Below are 19,902 nucleotides of genomic sequence, written 5' to 3' on the forward strand. Positions count from 1 at the left end.
CGCGGCCGCATATCACATGCGTGTGACGAAATTGACGAAACTGTCACGGCCAATTGGCTGTCAAGTCGCTGTGTAAACAGCAGACTTAGACGGGTTCGGGAGGGACCAGTGGGTGAGCGAAGCGAACGTACGACGCGAGTCTCGCGCGCCTCGACACAACTGAATGAGGCGCTGCGCGACGCGCGCGAGCAGTCAACGGCAAGTCGCGAGATCCTCGCAGCTCTAGGACGTGCCGACGCCGACCCCGAGGTCATCCTTGACACCATCCTCGAGCGCGCCACCCATCTCTGCCGTGCGCAGGCCGCAACGCTGTACATCCCCGAGGAGGATGTGTTCCGACTGTCGCGCCACTCCGGCAAGATCCCCGAGGAATTTCGCAGGCAGGTCCTCGACCGCCCACTTGCCAGGAACAGATCATCCACCGTCGGTCGCGCCGCCGAAGAGATGCGGACAATCCAGATTCCCGACGTGTTCAACGACGCCGAGTTCGGGCGCCAAGACCTGCAACGCCTCGCCGGCTATCGCACGCTGCTGTCCACGCCGATGATCCTGCAGAACGAGGTCGTCGGTGTGCTGTCCATGTGGCGCACCAGGGTCAAGCCCTTCAACACCCGCGAATGCGAGCTCCTCGAGGAGTTCGCCGTGCAGGGCGCAATCGTGATGCGCCAGGACGCGCTGCGGCGCGCACTGGCCAGCAAGGTCAAGCAGCTGGAGGTGCTGGGGGAAGTCGGCGATGCCGTCGGCTCGACGCTCGACCTCGACGAAGTGCTCGACCAGATCGTCAGCAACGCCGTGGGGCTGACGAACACCGACGGCGGATCCATCATGGAGTACGACGAGTCGACCGATTCCTTTCACGTTCGCGCCGCATACGGCAGCAGCCCCGAACTGCTGAAGCAGTTGCGCGCCATCACAATTGACCGCAAGACGACGCTGGTCGGCCTGGCTGCGACCGACCACCACACGCTCGAGGTCCCTGATCTGGCAGCCAAAACCGAACTCGACCCCCACCTGGAAGCGTTGTTCCGCGACGGCTGGCGGTCTGTGCTGGCGGTTCCGATTCTGCGAGGTGAGCGGATCTTGGGCGTTCTGGTGATCCGGCGGCGCACCACCGGCTCGTTCGGTCCCCACGTCGAACTGCTCGAGACCTTCGCGGGCCAGTCGGCACTTGCCATCGTCAACGCGCGCCTGTTCGGTGAGCTGCAAACCAAGACCAGGGAACTCGAGGTCGCCAGCCAACACAAATCCGAGTTCCTGGCCAGCATGTCCCACGAGCTGCGGACCCCACTCAATGCGGTGATCGGCTTCTCAGAGGTGCTGCTGGACCGGATGTTCGGCGAACTCAACGAGCGCCAGGACGAGTACCTGCGCGACATCTGGAACTCCGGCAAACACCTGCTGGAGTTATTGAACGAGATCCTCGACCTGTCCAAGGTCGAGGCCGGCCAAATGGTGCTTGAACAAAGCACATTCAGCGTCATCAGCGCCATCGACTACTGCGTGACGATGCTGCGCGAGCGCGCGACACAGCACGCGATCACCGTCACCGTCGAGGTCGCCGACGAAATCGCGACGATCGATGCCGATGAGCGCAAGTTCAAGCAGGTCGTGCTCAACCTGGTGTCCAACGCCGTCAAGTTCACCCCCGACGGCGGATCCGTTGCCGTCCGCGCCTTCCGCGACGCGGGCGATTTGTTGGTGACGGTGACCGATACCGGCGTCGGCGTACCACTCGAAGATCAGGAACGGATTTTCGAGTCCTTCCAGCAGGGCCGTCGTGGCGCGCCGAAGGAGGAAGGCACCGGCCTCGGCCTGACGCTGTCGCGTCGCTTCGTCTGGTTGTGGGGTGGGCGCATGTGGCTGGACAGCACTCCCGGCGAAGGCAGCACGTTCGGTTTCTCGATCCCCGGGGTGCTCAAGGGTGACGAGGCAGTGCCCGCGGATGTGCCGGCCATCCTCCTTGTCGACGACGACCGGGCCTCGCTGGACCTCAACTCGGCCTACCTTGACGGTTCGCCGACGCGGGTACTGCGGGCCAGAGACGGCGTCGAGGCCCTCGAGATGGCGCGCAAAGAACGCCCGGCCGCCGTCATCCTCGAAGTGGGGTTACCCAGGCGCGACGGTTGGCAGGTGCTGGCCGACCTCAAGGACGATTCCGGCACCGCCACCATCCCGGTGATCATCGCCACGGACGTCGACGATCGGGCCCGCGGGCTCGCCCTCGGCGCGGATGCCTACCTGCGCAAGCCAATTGGCCGCGATGAGTTGATCGAAGCACTGAAACGAGTTGGTGTGCTTTGACGCCACACCGCATCCTGGTAGTCGAGGACAATCCGTTGAACCTCAAGCTGGTTCGCGATGTATTGAGCTTCGCCGGCTACGACGTTATCGAGGCACAGTCGGGCGAGGAGGGCCTGCGCGCGGCCAAGGAGACTCCCCCGGACCTGGTGCTGATGGACCTCCAACTGCCCGGTATCGACGGAACCGAGACGCTGCACAGACTGCGCAGGGACACCCTCGGACCTGACGTGCCGATCGTCGCCGTGACTGCCTTCGCGATGGCAGAGGACAAGGAGCGGGCAGCGCGTGCCGGCTTCGACGGCTACATCGAGAAGCCGATCAGCGTGCGTGCATTACCCGGCCAGATCGAAGCGTTCCTCGGCGGACAGGCGGACTGATGGACATCATGGCGACGGTACTGGCTGTCGACGATCAGCAGACCAACCTGAAGTTGCTCGACGCGGTGCTCGCCCCGCGCGGGCACCGCGTGCTGACCGCGCAATCGGGCCCCGAAGCGCTCGCGCTGCTCGAGAAGGAGGACATCGACATCGTTCTTCTCGACATCCTGATGCCCGAGATGGACGGTTATGAGGTGTGCCGACGGATACGGTCAACTCCCGCAACGGAATTCCTTCCGGTCGTGATGATCACGGCCAGCGGCAGTGAACAACGGCTGGCGGCACTGCAGGCTGGCGCCGACGACTTCGTCACCAAACCCTTCGACAAGAGCGAGCTGCTGGCGCGGGTGGCGTCGCTGACGCGGATCAAGCGCTATCACGACACCATCCTGCGCCAGGCCGCCGAGCTGGCCGAGTGGAACGCCGAACTCGAAAGCCGCGTCGCCCAACAGGTTTCGGAATTGGAGCGCACCAACCGGTTACGCCGTTTCCTGTCCCCCCAGCTTGCCGACCTCGTGGTCGGCGACGAGAGCCTGCTTGCCAGCCACCGCCGCGAAATCGTGGTCCTGTTCACCGATCTCAGGAACTTCACCCCGTTCGCAGAGACCAGTGAGCCCGAGGAGGTGATGGGCGTACTCGCCGAATATCACCACGCCATCGGCCGCCTCGTCCATGCCTACGAAGGCACGCTGGAACGGTTCACCGGCGACGGGATCATGGTGTTCTTCAACGACCCCGTCCAATGCGACGACCCCGCGCAGCGGGCGGTGCGGATGGCACTTGAGATCCGTGACGCCGTGCGCGATCTGGCCGATGGCTGGCGCCGCAGGGGCTACGAGCTCGCCGTGGGCATCGGCATCGCCCAGAACCACGCGACGCTCGGCCGGATCGGTTTCGAGGGCCGGTTCGACTACGCCGCCATCGGCAGCGTCACCAATCTGTCCGCGAGGCTGTGTTCGGATGCGGGCCCCTGGCAGGTGCTGGTGACCGACCGCGTGCTCGCTGCCACCGAGGACATCTGCGTCTCCGAAATGGTCGGGGACGTGCAGCCCAAGGGATTCAGCCGCAAGGTGCGGGTGCACAACATCAGCGCACTCAAAGAGAATTAAGGAAAGACATGGCACCCAGTCAGAAACTGTCGGAGCTCGACGAAGACCAACGCTACAACTACTTCGACAAACTACAGCTGACCATGCCGGGCGTCTGGGAGTCGATGCGGCGCGACCTGGAGGGTGAATCGGTCGTGGTGGTGCCCTCGATCAGCATCGCCCGCACCACATCCGGCAGCGGCACCGTCATGCAGGCCATGGAGGAGCGGGCGCTGTTTCTGCTGCTGTTGTTGCGCCAGCCTCGGCTGCAGATGATCTACGTGACCAGCCAGCCGGTCTCCGAGTCGATCATCGAGTACTACCTCGGGCTGCTGCCCGGCGTGATCCCCAGCCACGCGCGCGCCCGCCTGACGTTGGTCCCCGTCGGTGACGCATCGACGCTTCCGCTGAGTGCGAAACTGCTTGCACGGCCGCGACTTCTGCGTGAGATCAGGTCACTGATTCCCGATCCGGACCGCAGCCACCTGATCCCGTACAACACCACGCCGCTCGAGCGGGACGTCGCGCTGAGCTTGCGAATTCCGATGTACGGCGCGGACCCCCGGCTCGAGGATCTTGGCAGCAAGACCGGCTGCCGCAGGATGTTCGAGGATCTCGGCGTGCGGTGTCCGGTTGGCGCAGAGGACCTCCGCACAGTCGACGACATCATCGCCGGCGTGCAGAGCATGCGGCGGCGGCGGCCGTCGCTGAGCCAGGCGATCGTGAAGCTCAACGAAGGGGTCTCCGGGGCCGGCAACGCGATGGTGGACCTCAGCGACCTGCCCGCTCCCGACGCGCCCGATGAGGCGGCCGTCATCAAGGACCGCATCATGAACATGGCGCCCGAAGCCGAAACCCTTTCCGTCGACTCGTATCTGGCCGCGTTCGAGAAGGACGGCGGGATCGTCGAAGAGCGGATCACCGGGCAGGCGCTGGAAAGCCCGAGCGTGCAGATGCGGGCCCTGCCCGACGGCACCGTCGAGCTGTTGTCCACCCACGACCAGTTGCTCGGCGGCAAGAGCGGCCAGAAGTATCTAGGCTGCGTCTTCCCGGCCAACCCGGACTACGCGGCGGCTATTGCCGAGCCCGCCATGGTGATCGGCAGACGCCTGGCCGAGTTGGGCGCTCTCGGTAGGTTCGCAGTGGATTTCGTTGTGGTGCAAGACAACACGGGAGCATGGACGCCATATGCGATCGAGTTGAACCTCCGCAAGGGCGGTACCACCCATCCGTTCCTCACCCTGCAGTTCCTCACCGACGGCACCTACGACGGCGAGCGCGGGGTGTTCCTGACACCCAGCGGCAGCGAGAAACATCTGATCGCGACCGACCATTTCGAGGACGACCGCCTCAAGGCGCTGACGGTGCGCGAGCTGTTCGACGTCGTCGTGCGTCACGGCCTGCATTTCGATCAGGCTCGGCGAACCGGCGTGGTGTTCCACATGATCAGCTGCCTCACCGAGTGCGGCCGCGTCGGTTTGACCGCAGTCGGCGATACCCCCGAGGACGCCGCGCGCCTCTACGAGTTGGCCCAGTCCGTCGTTCTGCAGGAGGCGGGGCAGGCGCTCGAAGAAGGCTGCGTGATCGGCTAGAGCCGGCCTGCCGCGAACTCTGCGCCCTGGTTGACCATGCCGTTCATCGGATACATGGCGTGCGCCATCGAGGGGCCACCCAACGGGGCGCCGTTGCAGATCGTGTCACCGTCGGCGCACAGATCGAGAGTCTTGGGCACGTACAGCGGACCGATCACCACCGGCGGGGCGCCCGCGTCGCTCAGCCATTGAGTCGACGGCTTGCCGAACAGAACGACCGCGGCGACGTGGTTGGCCACCTCGGGCGGCATCGGATTGGGGATGAAGGACCGGAATTCGGCAGGGACCGAATCCGGGATGACCGCAGCGGTCACGTAACCCGCCACCACGGCGCCCTGGGAGTACCCGCCGATGACGATCCTGGTGTTCGGACAGTTCGCCGCGGTCGCCTCTACGTGGGTGCCGGCGTCCCTGATCCCGTCGACGACGGTTCTCGCGAACCCGATGCGGTCACCGAAGTCGCCGCTGGCGACGTAGTCGACCGGGTACACATCCATCGATTTCGCGCCGATCTGCGAGCGCAGTGTGTCGACGAACGCCTGCCCGACACCGCCGACTCCCGGCGGCTCGCCGGTGCCCCGCGCGAAAACCACCTCCACGTCCGGGCACGGCTGCGCGGACGCGGCCGGGATTTGTGCGGTCAGCAGCATCCCGATAGCCAGGATTGCGACACCCGCGAGATGCAGAAAACGAGCGATTCGGTCCGTCATGAGTGAACTCCTACATTTCCCCGAATAGACCGATCCTCAGTTTAAGGTCGGGGCCATGGCCGAATCCGGATTCTGGGTCGCATGGGGACTACCCACACAGGGCCGGGAAAAACAAGCCCTCGACTTGCTCACCGAGTCGAGGTCCTACCTCGAGCGTCTGGCAGAAAATGACCGGATCGAGCGGTTCGATATCGCGATTCTGCGGCCACAGACCACAGAGCTGGGCGGCTTCTTCCTGATTCAGGGCACCCAGGCGCAGGTCGACGCGCTGCGTCACGACGACGACTTCCAGGTCTGGGTGAACCGCGTCCAGCTCGTCGCCGACCGGGTCGGAGTCGTCGACGCGTGGGTCGGTGACGGCATCGCCGAGGCGAGCAAACTCTACGAGCAGGCGCTTCAACAGGCCGGGCTGTACCCCTAGCGCAGGTATAGCTCCACACGCAAAAACCGCGAAAAAACCCCACCAAGATCAAAACCACTGCGACAGCTGTTGTTCTTGAGACGTTTGTCCCTTTTGCTGTGGCCGTCCCCTCGATTCGATTTAATGGGCCCATATTGCTAATTGACGGGGGAGAAGCTTCATGGAGGCAGGGCATGGGAGCGGCAGCGTACATCGGACGCGTCGGGGGACTGGCGGTCGCGTTGGGCGTTGGAACGGCGATCGCCACAGGACAGGGGGTCGCCGCCGCCGACGATGCGCCCGCGACCCCGCCGTCGGCTGACACGACTGACGCATCGACGGGCGGGGCGACCGACACCAAAGCGCCGGCCACCACCACCGACACGAAGGCGTCGAACGAACCGTCGACACCGGAGCCCGACAAACCCAGCACTTCGGCGGGCACCACCACGACCACGGTGAAGGACGGCACCGTGGTGAGCGCGCAGACCAACACCGGGACGACCGCCACCACGGGCACAACGACAGAGCCGACTCAGGCCGCAGAGCCGACCACCGAGCCCACGCAAAGCGCCGAGCCCACGCAGGCACCCGCGACCGAAACACCTGAAGAAACTCCGAAGCCGAAGCCGACCGCCGTAAAAAAGGCGTCGACCAAAACGTCCGAGGAGTCGACGACTTCGGTGGCCGCCCACACTGTCCGGTCCGTCGCCGATCCCACCGCGGCACTCGAGTCGACCGATCCGGTCGCCGTGTTCGCCGATGCACGAACGCTGGCCGCCGCGTCGCCGACAAGGATCTCGCCGATGATGGCGGCCCAAGTCACCTCCGTCGACACAACGCAGCCGGCCGTCACCACAGCACCGGAAAGTCCGCTGACCGCCGTCACCAAGCTGGTGTCGAACGTCCTGGGCTTCGTGCTGAACCCGTTGGCAGGCAACATGCCGACGACACCGGCGCAGCCCCCGCTGATCTGGAGCCTGCTCGCATTCGCGCGCAAGGAGTTCGACAACTTCTTCGCGGTGTTGGCCGGCGCAACGGCCGACACCGCCTCGCCGGTGGCGCGCCTCACCAGCCTCGCGCTTGCCTCGATCAATAACCCCATTCCGCCTCGACCTGCCTTCCCCGCTCCCGGTCAGCAACTCAGCACGTCGACGAACTTCGTCGACTGGGTCACGGGAAACTTCCTGCCCAACAACACGTCCCAGCGATTCTCCATCTGGGGCACCGACGTCGGGACGATGTGGGACAACGGCATTCCCGACGACCCGAGCACGCCGTACAACGAACACCAAATACTCATCGCCGTCGGCGACACATTCAGCGGCGCCAACATGACGGGTGACTGGCGGTCCAACACGATTCTGCGCAGCGGCGACACCTTGCTCGTCGACGGCATGTCGATCCCCGACGGAGAGTGGTTCAACGGCAACATGTTCGGCGGCGCGCCGTTGTCGAGCCCGACCACAGCGCGCCAAGTCATCTTCCCCGGCAAGCTGCCCGCGGGCGTGACGCTGATCCCGACGGCGGGCATCAGCCTCCCGACGCCGGGCACTCGGTTCGGGGCCACCCAGTACATGAGCTTCATGTCGGTCAAGCAGTGGGGCAACCCGGGCTCGTGGACCACGAACTACTCCGCGATCGCCTACTCGACGGACAACGGTGAGAACTGGACCGTGGCACCGACATCCGTCCGGTACAACCAGTCGTGGAGCGGTAACAAGAACTTCCAGCAGGCGGCGTTCGTGTTGGGCAACGACGGTTACGTCTACGCGTACGGCACACCGAACGGCCGTCAGGGCGCTGCGTATGTGTCCCGCGTGCTGCCCAAGGACATCCTGGACACGACGAAGTACGAGTACTACAGCAAGGGCACGAAGAGCTGGTTCTCGAGCACGCCCGCCGGGTGGTATAAGAACGACCCCGGCAAGGCCACCCCTGTCTTCGGCAAGGAGGGCGGGGCCTGCGGCGTCGCCAGCGCGGGCAACACCGTCAGCGAAATGTCGGTGCAATTCAACAAGACGCTCAACAAGTATGTCGTGCTCTACGGCGACCAGTTCAACAACATCGTGATCCGCACCTCGGACAGTCCGCAAGGCGCGTGGTCAACCGCGAAAACCATTCTCACACAGCAGAACGGCGGCATTTACGCGCCGATGATGCATCCGTGGTCGCCGTCCACGATGGGCACGGGAACCGACCTGTATTGGAACCTGTCGCTGTGGTCGCAGTACAACGTGATGTTGATGCGCACCGACCTGACGAAGGTGTAGCCCAATGCTGAGAACGACGCTCGCCATCGGGGTGCTGGCGGCCGCGCTGGGCGCACTGCCCGTCGCGTCCGCCGAACCGCCTGCGCCACAGGCCGGTACGGCGTGCACGTCCGACCTGGCCGGCGTGATGACCTGGCCCGCAGATGAACTGACACCCCTGGTGTGCGTCGATGGACAGTGGCAGGCCCTCACAGCACCGCAACCACCCAACGACCGGTGGTTGAGCGTCGGGCCGACGATCACGTTGCACGGCCAGGGGCTACGCAACCCCGACGTCGCATCGGGTCAATGGACCGCCACCCCGCTGGAACCCGGCAGCCGATGCCGAGCCGAGCAACAGACGGTCGTCAGCCCTGGCGTCAAGAGCGCACCGCAGGTCTCCGAAGGTGAACCAGGACAACCACTTTCGCTTCAGTTGCTGCCCAGTCTGTTCTCGGTGGAACTGAGCGGGCACTGCCTGTGGACCCGAAGCCCCAGTTGAGCCGGCGCGCCCTACTCGGCAAACGAGATGGTGGTGTCGCTGCAGTTGGTCGCCTGACGCCCAGCGGGAAAAGTCTTCGGGTCTGCGCCCACGATGACGGCCTGCCGGTAGTACGCACGGGTGGCATCGGCTGAACATTCGAACGCCGCGTTCAACACACGGAAGGTGGCGGGATCGGCGCCGTCGATCACCTTGCCCATCCAGTAGATGCGGGTGGCGTCGCGGGCATACGGCCCGTCGAGCGGACGAAATGAGGCCGCGTCGGCGGCCACTACCGGATCGGTGAAGTAGAAGACTCGGTGAGCGTCTTGCGCGTATGCGCCTGCCAGCACACGGAATGTCGCGGGATCCGCCTGCGCGATCGGGTTGCCGTTGACGTGGACGCTTCGCCCGTCTTTCGTGAACAGGTAATGATCGTCGCTGGAGATGACCGCGAAATGCGTTGGATCGTTGGACAACACCCGACCGTCGGTCCAGTACACGGCGGCGCTGTCCTTCGACAGTCCGCCGTCGAGGAACTCGAAGTGCACCGGGTCCTCGCTGATCGGCCGGTCCAGTTGGTAGACGTGGCTGCGGTCCTTGGCGAAGCTGCTGCGGCTCAGCACGTCGAAGCTGGCTGCATCAGCGCCCGCGATCGGGTGGCCGTTGAAATACGCGTTGGTCTTGTCTTTTGCATAGGTGGTGTCAAACGCCTTGAACGACAGGGGGTCTGCGTCCGGGATTTCGAACGCCTTACCCGGGAACGCGACCAGGTAGTACACCTTGTCGCCGCGGACGTGGTAGCCGGCGCCGTCGAACAGCGAGTTGGGCGCCTTGTTGTCGCTGCAGGCCGGCAACAACACCACCGCGACGAGGCACAGGGCCGCGATCGATCTGCGCATGCGACGATCGAAGCACCTAATTCAGCGGCGCATTGAGAATCGGGCGCTTCTCGTAGGCGCCGCTGGTGTCGAAATGCCACCACTCGCCCTGGTAGACCGTCAGTCCGCCTGCGCTCATCGCGTCGCGCAGTCGGGCGCGGTTGGCCTGCGCGGCCGCGCTGACGCCGTCGGTCGCGTAGGCCAGTGCGCGCGGAGTGAAGTCGTCGAAGTCGGTGCCCATCTCGAGAGGTCCGGCGGCGTCGGCGATCGTCACGTCGACGGATCGGCCGGTCTCGTGGCTGCGCGAGTACGGCCCCGGCTTGGCGACCCAGTTCGGGTCGGGCACCTTCTGAAACATTCGCACCTGCACATCGTGGGGCCGATAGCAGTCCCAGAACTGCAGCACTTCACTTTTGGACCGCAATACCGCAGCGGCGGCAGCCAAGCCCTGCGCCATCGACTCGTGCACCAGGCAGCGGGCGTCCGCGGGGTAGAGCGGGACCCCGACGAAGTTGTTTGGCGTCGCGTACCGAAGGTCGATGATCGCGTCGGGTACTACAGTGCGCACGTCGATCAGCCCGGCCGCCCGCGCGGCGTCGGACACCGGGGGCACCGGTGGCGCGGCAAATGCGCTGACAGAAGTGCTGCCGGCGATACACAAAGTTGCCAGCACAACGACCACACGTACTCGCATGCAAACACCTCCCAAAAGCAGGTATCCGCATACGCTATCGGCCCCCTGTATGCGGTCAGACCATGTAGGCGTCCCGAAAAGAGGAGGCCAGCATGACTGCTGCGACCGTCAAGTGCCCGACCGTCTTCGAGGCCGACCTGCCAATCGTCTCCTACCAAGATGCGCCAAGCCCGCAGGCGGCGCACGAAAACCTCAAGCGAGCGCGGGAACAATCCGCGATCGGCATGGGGGCGCAGGGGCCCGAGATCCTGCGATACGAACTCGCCCACATCGCGCTGCGTGATCCGCGGATGTGCCCGCCGCCGGGGATGGGCCTGGAGACGCAGGGCATCACGTCTGGCGAGCTGTGGGATCGGGTCAGCTCGTCGCTACTGTGCATCAACGGTGAGGACCACGCTCGGCTACGCCGACTGGTGTCCAAGGCCTTCACCCCGCGCTCGGTCGCGAGACTGGACAAGACGATCACCGCCATCATCAACGAGTTGACCGACCCGCTGATGGAGCTCGGCCGCTCGGAGATCGTCGCGGACATCGCGCGCCCCTATCCGGTTCCGGTGATCTGCGAGTTGCTCGGGGCGCCACGCCAGGATTGGCAGCTGTTCTCCGCGTGGGCCGACGACTTCTTCAAGACCTTCACCTGGAGGGCGGCCGAGTACGAGGCCGAGATCCTCAAGGCGTGGCGGGAACTCGACGACTACGTCGACGACATGGTGGCCGAGCGACGCACTTCGCCGACCGACGACCTGATCACGGGGCTGGTTCGGGCCGAGCACGAGGGCGACCACCTGACCATGGCCGAACTTCGCATGCTTGCCGGCGGCATTCTCATGGCAGGCACCGATACCACCCGCAACCAGGTGGCCGCTGCCATCGATGCGCTCTGCGATCATCCCGAGCAATGGGAGCTGCTCGCCGAGCATCCCGAATTGGCGATGAAGGCGGTCGAAGAGCTGATGCGCTTCTATCCCGTGACCTTCGGCGTGATGCGGATGACGACCGAAGACGTCGAGTACGAGGGTGTCGTGATCCCGGCAGACACATTCGTCTGGGTCAACACGGCCGCTGCCAACCGGGATCCATCGGTCTACGAGGATCCCGACCGTCTCGACATCACGCGCGAAGGGGCGCCGCCGATGCAGTCGTTCGGCGCTGGCGCACATTACTGCCTGGGCGCGAACCTGGCCCGGCGCGAGATGGCCGAAGCGTTGACCGTGATGGCCCGCCGCATGCGCAACCTGCGTCGCGCAGGTCCTGCGCCGTGGAAGCCGCTGGTCGGCATCAGCGGGCCCGACATGCTGCCGGTGGAATTCGACGCGGCCTGACGTCGCGCTGAGCACTCGCACAGAGCGGCCGGGTCACCGGCATAGACTTAGCGACCGTGCGAGACGTGCTCGACGAACTGCTGGCGGTGTGGCATGCCGGCGGGACGGCGGGCGTCGCCACCGTCGTCCGCACCATCAAGTCCGCGCCGCGCCCGCCTGGCGCCACCATGGTGGTCTCCCCCGACGGCACCGTCGCCGGTTCGGTGTCAGGGGGTTGCGTCGAGGCCTCGGTGTACGAACTCGCCAACGAGGTCGTCGAAACCGGACGACCCGAACTGCACCGCTACGGGATATCCGACGACGACGCTTTCGCCGTTGGTCTCACGTGTGGCGGGATCATCGATATCTTCGCAGAGCCGGTGTCGCGCAACACTTTTCCGCAGTTGCAGACGATCGCTGACGATATTGCGGGCCAACGCCCGACTGCTGTTGCCACGGTGATCGCACACCCCGACCCCGCATGGCTCGGGCGCAGGTTGGTCGTCGGGCCCCAAGCGGTCACGGGATCGCTGGGGTCTGCGCGCGCCGACGACGCCGTCGCCGACGACGCCAAAGGATTGCTTGCCGCGGGCCGAACCGCGGTGCTGTCGTATGGCCCCGACGGGCAGCGCCAGGAAGCGGGCATGGAGGTGTTCGTCGCCAGCCATGCCCCGCGGCCGCGGATGCTGATCTTCGGCGCCATCGACTTCGCGGCGGCGCTGGCCCGCCAGGGCGCGTTCCTCGGATATCGGGTCACGGTGTGCGACGCGAGGCCCGTGTTCGCGACGCAGGCCCGCTTTCCCGACGCCGATGAGGTCATCGTTGACTGGCCCGACCGCTATCTGCGCGCGCAGGCCGAGCAGGGGGCCATCGACGGCAGGACGGCGATCTGCGTGCTGACCCACGACCCGAAGTTCGACGTGCCCGTGTTGCAGGTGGCGGTGCGGCTGCCCGAGGTCGACTACATCGGCGTGATGGGGTCACGGCGCACCCACGAAGACCGGATGAACCGGTTGCGCGAGGTCGGCCTGACCGACGCCGACCTGGACAGACTGGCCAGCCCCATCGGCCTCGACCTGGGCGCCCGCACCCCAGAAGAGACAGCCGTTTCGATCGCCGCGGAGATCATCGCGCGCCGATGGGGCGGCGGCGGACGGCCGTTGACCGAGGTCAATGGCCGAATCCACCACGATTAATTAGATGAGACAATCAGGGTGGAAATGTCGCTCTCAAATACGATAACGTGATTCCGTGACGGAGACCGTAGCTACTCGTTACGCAGGCACCCGCGTTCCTCGCGTCGAGGACAACCGGCTTCTCACCGGTCGTGGCACGTTCGTCGACGACGTCACCAGGCCGGGCATGCTGCACGCCTGCTTCGTGCGCAGCCCATTCGCCCACGCGAAACTCGGCGCCATCGACACGACCGCGGCGCTCGCACTGCCGGGGGTCCGCGCGGTGTTGACGGCCGCTGATATCAATCCGGAGGTCAAGGAGGCGTGGCACGCGGTCGCCGGTAAGGACATCCCGGACACGCCGCGCCCGCCGCTGGCCGAGGCCGAAGTCAAGTTCGTCGGCGACCCGGTCGCGTTGGTCATCGCTGAGAGCCGCTACCTCGCCGAAGATGCGGTCGAATTGGTCGAGGTGGACTACGAGCCGCTGCCTGCGATCGCCGACTTCACGCGCGCCATCGGCGCCGACGTCATCGTCCACGAGGCGTATCCCGACAACGTTGCGGGCGGTATGGGCGGCGCACCGCCGGACGAAGAGACCTTCTCGTCGGCGCCACACGTCGCGGAAGCGAGTGTCTACCAACAGATTTACGCGCCGGTGCCGATGGAGACCCGCGGCATGGTCGTGGAGTGGGATGCCCCTTCGGCGGAGCTGACGGTGTGGGCGTCCACCCAAACCCCCCACGAACTGCGGGCATTCGCCGCGCGACTGCTCGGCATTCCGGCGCAAGGCGTGCGAGTCATCATGCGCGACACCGGCGGTGGCTTCGGCCAAAAGGTCGTCCCGATGCGCGAGGACATGTGCATTCTGCTGGCCGCACGCAAGGTCCCTGTCGCGCTGAAGTGGGTAGAGGACCGCCGCGAGAACCTGATGTCGGCCGGCCAGGCGCGCCACGTCGACGGCAAGGCCAGGATGGCATTCGACGCCGAGGGCAACATCCTCGCCGCCGACATCGACTTCCTTCAGGACGTCGGGGCGTATCCGACGCCCTACCCCGTGCTGACCACCGCTGCGATCGGGATGTTCTTCCCTGGGCCGTACCGCATACCGAAGGCGAGCTTCAACTACAAGACGGTGTTCTCGAACACCGCGGGGCTGGCGGCCTACCGCGGGCCGTGGCAGTACGAAACGCTGGCCCGCGAAGTTCTTCTCGACATCGCCGCGCGCAAGATGAACATGGATCCCGTCGAGCTACGGCGGCGCAACATCCTGCGCGGCGACGAGATGCCGTACTTCAACCCCAACGGCATGCCCTACGACCACGTCGCGCCCGCCGACACGTTCGAGCAGGCCGTGAAAATACTTGACCACGAAGGGTTTCGCCGCGAACAGCGCGAAGCCCTGGACCAGGGCCGCTATATCGGGCTCGGCTTCTCGGCCTACATCGAGCCGACGGGCGCGGCCACGGGGCACCTCGCCACCGAAGGTGCGACCATCCGGATGGAGCCGACAGGCAAGATCAACGTCTACGTGAACGGCGGGTCGACCGGCAACAGCATCGAGACGACGGTCGTGCAGCTGACGGCAGACGCGCTGGGCGCCAACATCGAAGACGTCTCCACCATCCAGGGCGACACCGCTGTGACACCGTACGGTGCGGGCACGCAGGGCAGCCGATCCGGTCCGATGACGGCGGGCGCAGTTCACGAGGCGGGCAGCATGCTGCGCAAGCAGATCGTGGCGATGGCCGCGCATCGGCTGGGTGCCGAGGAGGCCGACATCGAGCTGAGCGAATCGAAAGCCGTTGTCCGCGACGACCCGTCGAAGAGCGTCACTTTCGCCGATATCGCCTACCGGTCGTATTACGAGCCACAGCAACTCCCGCCGGGGATGGCTGCGACACTGGAGGCGACGGCGCGCTTCACGTCGCAGACCATGATCCACTGGGCGAACGCCACCCACGCATGCACGTGCGAGGTCGACGTCGAGACCGGCCACGTCACGCTGACGCGCTACATCGTCAGCGAGGACGTCGGCGCGATGATCAACCCCAATGTGGTCGAGGGGCAGATCGCGGGCGGCACGGCGCAGGGCATCGGCGGCGCGCTCCTGGAGAACATGGCCTACGACGACGACGGAAACCCGCTGTCCTCAACGTTTGTCGACTACCTGCTGCCGACCGCCACCGAGGTGCCCCCGATCGAGTACGGCCACGTCGAGATCCCCGGCCCTGGCATCGGCGGCTACAAGGGTGTCGGCGAGGGCGGGGCCATCGGGTCCACTCCCGCGGTGATCAACGCGATCAACGACGCGCTGGCACCACTGGGCGTCACACTCACCCGTCTACCGGCCAGCCCAGCCGCGATCGTCGCACTGATCGAGGAGTCCCAATAATGGAACTGAACAACGAATTTCGGGTCGCGGTGCCTGCGGCGAAGACGTGGGAGGTGCTCACCGACGTCCAACGCGTCGCGCCCTGCCTTCCCGGCGCCACGCTGCTGACCGTCGACGGCGACGAGTTCACCGGCGCGGTGAAGGTCAAGGTCGGCCCGATCACCGTGTCCTACAAGGGAAATGCCGCGTTCCTGGAGAAGGATCCAACAGCGCATCGGGTGGTGCTGAAGGCGAACGGCAAGGAGACGAGGGGCAACGGCAACGCGGCCGCCGTCGTCACGGCGCAACTCAAGGACGAAGGCGACGCCACCACCGTGGTGATCAAGACGGACCTGACCATCTCGGGCAAGGCCGCCCAGTTCGGTCGCGGCGTGCTCGGCGATGTCGCGGGCAATCTGATCGCACAATTCGCCAAGGCGCTCGAGGCCGACATCATCGGTGGGACACCGAACACCACAGCCGCGCCGAGCGTCACAGCCGCGCCCACGGCCGAAACCCTCACGGCGGCAAGCCAACCCGCCGCCGCGGATTCCGTGGACCTGCTCAAGGTCGTCGCGGTGCCGATGGCCAAGCGGTTCGCGCCCGCATTGGTCGCGCTGGCGGCGGGCGGGGTGATCGGTTTCCTTCTGGGTCGCCGACGTAACCGCCGCTCCGATGATCTGCTGGATGCGCTGGCACGGTTGGTGTCATGAAGGCAGCCCCATTCGCGTATCACCGGCCCGAGGGCGTCGACGAAGCCGTCGGGCTGCTAGCCGAGTACGGCGACGATGCGAAGATACTGGCGGGTGGACAGAGCCTGGTACCGATGCTCGCGATGCGCCTTACGCATTTCGACAACCTCATCGACATCTCACGCATCAGTGAGTTGGTCGGTATCGACGTGCGCGACAACGAGATTCGGATTGGCGCCGCGACGCCGCATGTATTCGTCGGGATGGACGACGAGGTCGCAGAGTCGGTGCCGCTGCTGACGTTGGCGACGCCGTACATCGGCCATTTCCAGATCCGCACCCGCGGCACGCTCGGGGGCGCGATCGCGCACGCCGATCCCGCGGCGGAGTACGCAGCGGTCGCGCTGGCGCTCGATGCGCGGATGGAAACAGTCTCGCCGCGCGGCGCACGAGACATCCCGGCTGCCGAGTTCTTCAGCGGGCTGTGGGAGAACTCCATGGCCTCCGACGAAATCCTCACCGCGGTGCGATTTCCCGTGTGGGGGTCGCGGTCGGGCTTCGCGGTTGAGGAGTTCGCGCGCAGGCACGGCGACTTCGCCATCGCCGGTGCAGCCGTCGCGGTACAGCTCGATGCGGATAATCGGGTGAGCCGCTGCGGGATAGGGCTGCTGGGTCTCGGATCGACGCCGTTGCGGGGTTCGCCTGCCGAGCAGGCCGTCGTCGGGCGCCCCGTCGACGACATCACACCCGATGACGTCGGCAGGCTGGCCGTCAGTGCGTTGACCGACATCCCTGCCGATCTGCAGGGGTCGGCCGCTTATCGAGCCAAGGTCGGGGCCACCATGGTGGCGCGCGCCTGGAAGTCTGCGACAGCGGAGGCAAGCGATGCATGAGTGGCCGGTGCAGGTGTCCGTCAACGGGCAGCCGACCGAGGCGACGGTGGAACCGCGGCTGACGCTCGCTGACTACTTGCGCGAGCGGTGCGGCCTGACCGGGACGCACCTGGGGTGCGAGCACGGCGCCTGCGGGGCGTGCACGGTGTTGGTCGACGGGCAGGCGATGCGCTCCTGCCTGATGTTCGCCGTGCAGGCGGACGGCTGCGAAGTGACGACGGTCGAGGGCGTGGCGTCCGCCGACGGCGCACTGTCCCCGGTGCAGGAAGCGCTGCGGGAGTGCCACGGCCTGCAATGCGGGTTCTGTACCCCTGGGTTCGTCATGTCGATCACCGCGCTGCTGCGGGACAACCCGACACCCACTGACGAAGAAATCCGCGAAGGCCTGTCCGGGAACTTCTGCCGCTGCACGGGCTACCAGGGCATCATCAACGCAGTTCACCGCGCTGCAGAGAGTCAAGCCTGACTAACTGCCCCTGGCAGCGATACCTTTGCCGGCGTACTCTGCTGAAAGGCCGGGGACGTTACTGGGGAGACAGATGAGAAAGAAGCATTTGTTGGCGGCGATCGCGGTTGCGGTCGGCACAGCCACGGCGCTGGCGGCGCCGGCCTCCGCCGATGATCAGTTGGACCAGGCATTCCTGAAGGGCCTTCAGCAGAAGGGCATCACCGTCAAGTCGGACCAGTACGCCCTCGACCTGGCCCACTCCACGTGCGACCTCCTCAATGGCGGTGGCTCTGTCAACGACGCGCTGAACATGATCGTGAAGAAGACCAAGTGGTCGACGCAGAAATCCGCTGACTTCGGCGGCATCGCCGTCTACGCCTACTGCAAGGACAAGATTCCCGCCGGAACCGGCGGCTAGCTTCGACCAGTCACCCCGCCCGGCTTCCCACAGGAACACCCGGCATGGTGGACACCATGAAGATTGGGTTCATCGGGTTGGGCAACATGGGCGCCGGCATGGCCGCGAACCTGCTGAAGGCCGGCCACGAGGTGACGGCGTACAACCGGTCGCAGGACAAGGTTGCGGCCCTTGCGGAGCAGGGCGCCAAGCCGGCGAAGTCGGTGGCGGAGACGTGCGACGGCGACATCGTGATCACGATGCTGGCCAACGACGACGCTGTGTCAGCTGTGACGTTCGGCGACGACGGCATCCTGGCCTCGCTGAGGCCCGGCGCGACGCATGTCTCGTCGAGCACGATCAGCGTCGCGCTGTCCGAGCGGTTGACAGCCGCGCACACCGAGGCGGGCCAGGGGTTCGTCGCGGCACCGGTCTTCGGCAGGCCGGAAGCAGCCGCGGCCGCAAAGCTTTTCGTGGTCGCGGCAGGAGACGGCGATGCAGTGCAATCGCTCTCACCTGTGTTCGACGCGATCGGCCAGCGAACGTTCGTGGTGTCAGACGAGCCGAAGGCAGCCAGCCTGGTGAAGTTGAGCGGCAACTTCCTGATCGCCTCGGTGATCGAATCTCTCGGGGAAGCAATGGCTTTGGTGGCCAAAGCGGGTGTCGACAAGAACGACTATCTCGAGATCCTCACCTCGACGCTGTTCGGCGCCCCGGTGTACAAGACATACGGCGGCCTGATCGCGCGCGACGAGTTCGAGCCAGCGGGATTCGCCGCAGAACTCGGCCAAAAGGACATCCGACTGGTTCTCGCGGCGGCCGAGGAACTGCAGACTCCGCTGCCGATCGCCAGCCTGCTGCGGGATCGCTTCCTGACGCTGCTCGCCAATGGTGGCGCCCACCTGGACTGGTCGGCCGTCGGCGCGCTATCCGCCTGGGAGGCAGGCGGATCGAACCCAGCGGCACGCGACCAGGGCGTCGCCCGAAGCTAGGTCGCGACGACGCCGCGCAGCCCGTCGGCGCCGAAGAGCGGTTCCAGCATCGCCGAGTAGTCAGGCCCGCGCCGGACCAGCACGCCGCCGTCGACGTTGATCACCTGGCCGGTGATGTAGCTCGACGCGTCGCTGAGAAGAAACAGTGCCGCGTTCGCGATGTCTTCGACCTCGCCGGGACGGGGCAACGGTGTGATCGTCGCGTAGTCGGCGCTCAGCTCCGGTGAATCGAGAACGGGCGCAACGAGTTCGGTGCGGATCAGACCGGGCCGGATGCTGTTGACTCGCACCCACGACGCACCCAGTTCGTCGGCGGCCAACTGCATCAGATGATCGATCCCCGCCTTGGAGACCCCGTATGCGCCGAACCACCGGTGGGTGTTGCTCGCCGCGATCGACGAGATACCGATGAACGATCCGCCACCGCCGCGGACCATCTCCCGCGCGGCGTGCTTGATCATGTACATGGTGCCGTTGATGTTCAGGTCGACGGTACGCCGCCACGCCTCGGAGTCGATCTGCGTGATCGGTCCGATGGTCTCGCTGCCGCCCGCGCAGTGCACCACGCCCCACAGCCGTCCGGTCCACGCGGTCGCCGCCTCGACGACACGTGCCACTTCGTCCTCGTTGGTGACATCGGCCGGTTCGTACAGCACCGCCCCGGGGCCGCCTTGCGCCGTGATCTCATCGGCCGCAGCAGCCAGTTTGTCGGCGTTGCGACCGACCAGCATCGCGTTGCCGCCGGCAGCCACCACCGCGGCGGCCGTACCCTTGCCGATCCCGCTGCCACCGCCGGTGACCAGAACCGTTCGCTCCGCCAATGACAGCTGCACCGCTGCCCCCTTCGCCGCGTTACT

General features: G+C 65.9%; 19 protein-coding genes. 15 read left to right on the forward strand and 4 right to left on the reverse strand.

The features are described from left to right. Window positions 1-108 precede the first annotated feature (108 nt). From GGC64_RS19890 to GGC64_RS19905, 4 genes are read left to right on the forward strand one after another with little or no spacing between them, the layout of a single operon-like run. Window positions 109-2,301 (forward strand): GAF domain-containing protein, encoded by a 2,193-nt coding sequence (locus GGC64_RS19890; RefSeq protein ID WP_192724266.1) that lies wholly within the window; start codon window positions 109-111, stop codon window positions 2,299-2,301. After that, window positions 2,298-2,678 (forward strand): response regulator, encoded by a 381-nt coding sequence (locus tag GGC64_RS19895; RefSeq protein ID WP_192724267.1) that lies wholly within the window; start codon window positions 2,298-2,300, stop codon window positions 2,676-2,678. Before GGC64_RS19890 ends, GGC64_RS19895 begins: the two co-directional genes overlap by 4 nt. Beyond that, window positions 2,678-3,787: a response regulator gene (locus GGC64_RS19900; protein ID WP_192724268.1), complete on the forward strand. Its 1,110-nt coding sequence runs from the start codon at window positions 2,678-2,680 to the stop codon at window positions 3,785-3,787. Before GGC64_RS19895 ends, GGC64_RS19900 begins: the two co-directional genes overlap by 1 nt. An 8-nt stretch (window positions 3,788-3,795) precedes the next feature. Further along, window positions 3,796-5,358 (forward strand): peptide ligase PGM1-related protein, encoded by a 1,563-nt coding sequence (locus tag GGC64_RS19905; RefSeq protein ID WP_192724269.1) that lies wholly within the window; start codon window positions 3,796-3,798, stop codon window positions 5,356-5,358. Here GGC64_RS19905 and GGC64_RS19910 read toward each other — a convergent pair. Further along, window positions 5,355-6,068 carry a cutinase family protein gene (locus GGC64_RS19910; protein WP_370582204.1) on the reverse strand — a complete coding sequence of 238 codons (714 nt, stop codon included), beginning with the start codon at window positions 6,066-6,068 and terminating at the stop codon, window positions 5,355-5,357. The two genes, GGC64_RS19905 and GGC64_RS19910, sit on opposite strands and share 4 nt — an antisense overlap. A gap of 55 nt (window positions 6,069-6,123) precedes the next feature. On the opposite strand from GGC64_RS19910, the gene GGC64_RS19915 reads away from it, so the two are divergent. The 3 genes from GGC64_RS19915 (at window position 6,124) to GGC64_RS19925 (ending at window position 9,222) form a co-directional block, all read left to right on the forward strand. Beyond that, window positions 6,124-6,489: a hypothetical protein gene (locus tag GGC64_RS19915; RefSeq protein ID WP_192724270.1), complete on the forward strand. Its 366-nt coding sequence runs from the start codon at window positions 6,124-6,126 to the stop codon at window positions 6,487-6,489. Window positions 6,490-6,662: 173 nt separating this feature from the next. Next, on the forward strand, window positions 6,663-8,741 hold the full coding sequence (locus GGC64_RS19920) for a DUF4185 domain-containing protein (RefSeq protein ID WP_192724271.1): 2,079 nt from the start codon (window positions 6,663-6,665) through the stop codon (window positions 8,739-8,741). A gap of 4 nt (window positions 8,742-8,745) precedes the next feature. Further along, on the forward strand, window positions 8,746-9,222 hold the full coding sequence (locus tag GGC64_RS19925; RefSeq protein WP_192724272.1) for a hypothetical protein: 477 nt from the start codon (window positions 8,746-8,748) through the stop codon (window positions 9,220-9,222). A gap of 11 nt (window positions 9,223-9,233) precedes the next feature. On the opposite strand, the gene GGC64_RS19930 is transcribed toward GGC64_RS19925, so the two are convergent. Beyond that, window positions 9,234-10,103 (reverse strand): DKNYY domain-containing protein, encoded by an 870-nt coding sequence (locus tag GGC64_RS19930; protein ID WP_192724273.1) that lies wholly within the window; start codon window positions 10,101-10,103, stop codon window positions 9,234-9,236. A 16-nt stretch (window positions 10,104-10,119) separates the two neighbouring features. Continuing rightward, on the reverse strand, window positions 10,120-10,776 hold the full coding sequence (locus GGC64_RS19935; protein ID WP_192724274.1) for a M15 family metallopeptidase: 657 nt from the start codon (window positions 10,774-10,776) through the stop codon (window positions 10,120-10,122). 92 nt (window positions 10,777-10,868) lie between these two features. On the opposite strand from GGC64_RS19935, the gene GGC64_RS19940 reads away from it, so the two are divergent. The 8 genes from GGC64_RS19940 to GGC64_RS19975 all read left to right on the forward strand — a co-directional run bounded on the left by GGC64_RS19940 (window position 10,869) and on the right by GGC64_RS19975 (window position 19,045). Next, window positions 10,869-12,098, forward strand: a complete 1,230-nt coding sequence (locus tag GGC64_RS19940; protein WP_192724275.1) for a cytochrome P450 — start codon at window positions 10,869-10,871, stop codon at window positions 12,096-12,098. A 56-nt stretch (window positions 12,099-12,154) separates the two neighbouring features. Continuing rightward, entirely contained in the window at window positions 12,155-13,273 is a 1,119-nt protein-coding gene (locus GGC64_RS19945; protein WP_192724276.1) for an XdhC/CoxI family protein, read from the forward strand. Window positions 13,274-13,328: 55 nt separating this feature from the next. Next, window positions 13,329-15,644 carry a xanthine dehydrogenase family protein molybdopterin-binding subunit gene (locus tag GGC64_RS19950; protein ID WP_192724277.1) on the forward strand — a complete coding sequence of 772 codons (2,316 nt, stop codon included), beginning with the start codon at window positions 13,329-13,331 and terminating at the stop codon, window positions 15,642-15,644. Next, complete coding sequence (locus GGC64_RS19955; protein WP_192724278.1) at window positions 15,644-16,336, forward strand: SRPBCC family protein; 693 nt, start codon at window positions 15,644-15,646, stop codon at window positions 16,334-16,336. Before GGC64_RS19950 ends, GGC64_RS19955 begins: the two co-directional genes overlap by 1 nt. Beyond that, complete coding sequence (locus tag GGC64_RS19960) at window positions 16,333-17,208, forward strand: xanthine dehydrogenase family protein subunit M (protein ID WP_192724279.1); 876 nt, start codon at window positions 16,333-16,335, stop codon at window positions 17,206-17,208. The genes GGC64_RS19955 and GGC64_RS19960 overlap by 4 nt, the downstream gene beginning before the upstream one ends. Further along, window positions 17,201-17,674: a (2Fe-2S)-binding protein gene (locus GGC64_RS19965; protein ID WP_192724280.1), complete on the forward strand. Its 474-nt coding sequence runs from the start codon at window positions 17,201-17,203 to the stop codon at window positions 17,672-17,674. The genes GGC64_RS19960 and GGC64_RS19965 overlap by 8 nt, the downstream gene beginning before the upstream one ends. A gap of 73 nt (window positions 17,675-17,747) precedes the next feature. Next, window positions 17,748-18,074: a DUF732 domain-containing protein gene (locus tag GGC64_RS19970; protein WP_192724281.1), complete on the forward strand. Its 327-nt coding sequence runs from the start codon at window positions 17,748-17,750 to the stop codon at window positions 18,072-18,074. Window positions 18,075-18,130: 56 nt separating this feature from the next. After that, window positions 18,131-19,045 carry an NAD(P)-dependent oxidoreductase gene (locus GGC64_RS19975; RefSeq protein WP_192724282.1) on the forward strand — a complete coding sequence of 305 codons (915 nt, stop codon included), beginning with the start codon at window positions 18,131-18,133 and terminating at the stop codon, window positions 19,043-19,045. Here GGC64_RS19975 and GGC64_RS19980 read toward each other — a convergent pair. Beyond that, window positions 19,042-19,878, reverse strand: a complete 837-nt coding sequence (locus GGC64_RS19980; RefSeq protein WP_192724283.1) for an SDR family oxidoreductase — start codon at window positions 19,876-19,878, stop codon at window positions 19,042-19,044. The two genes, GGC64_RS19975 and GGC64_RS19980, sit on opposite strands and share 4 nt — an antisense overlap. Window positions 19,879-19,902 lie beyond the last annotated feature (24 nt).

Source organism: Mycobacterium sp. OAS707 (assembly GCF_014873705.1).
Lineage (GTDB): Bacteria > Actinomycetota > Actinomycetes > Mycobacteriales > Mycobacteriaceae > Mycobacterium.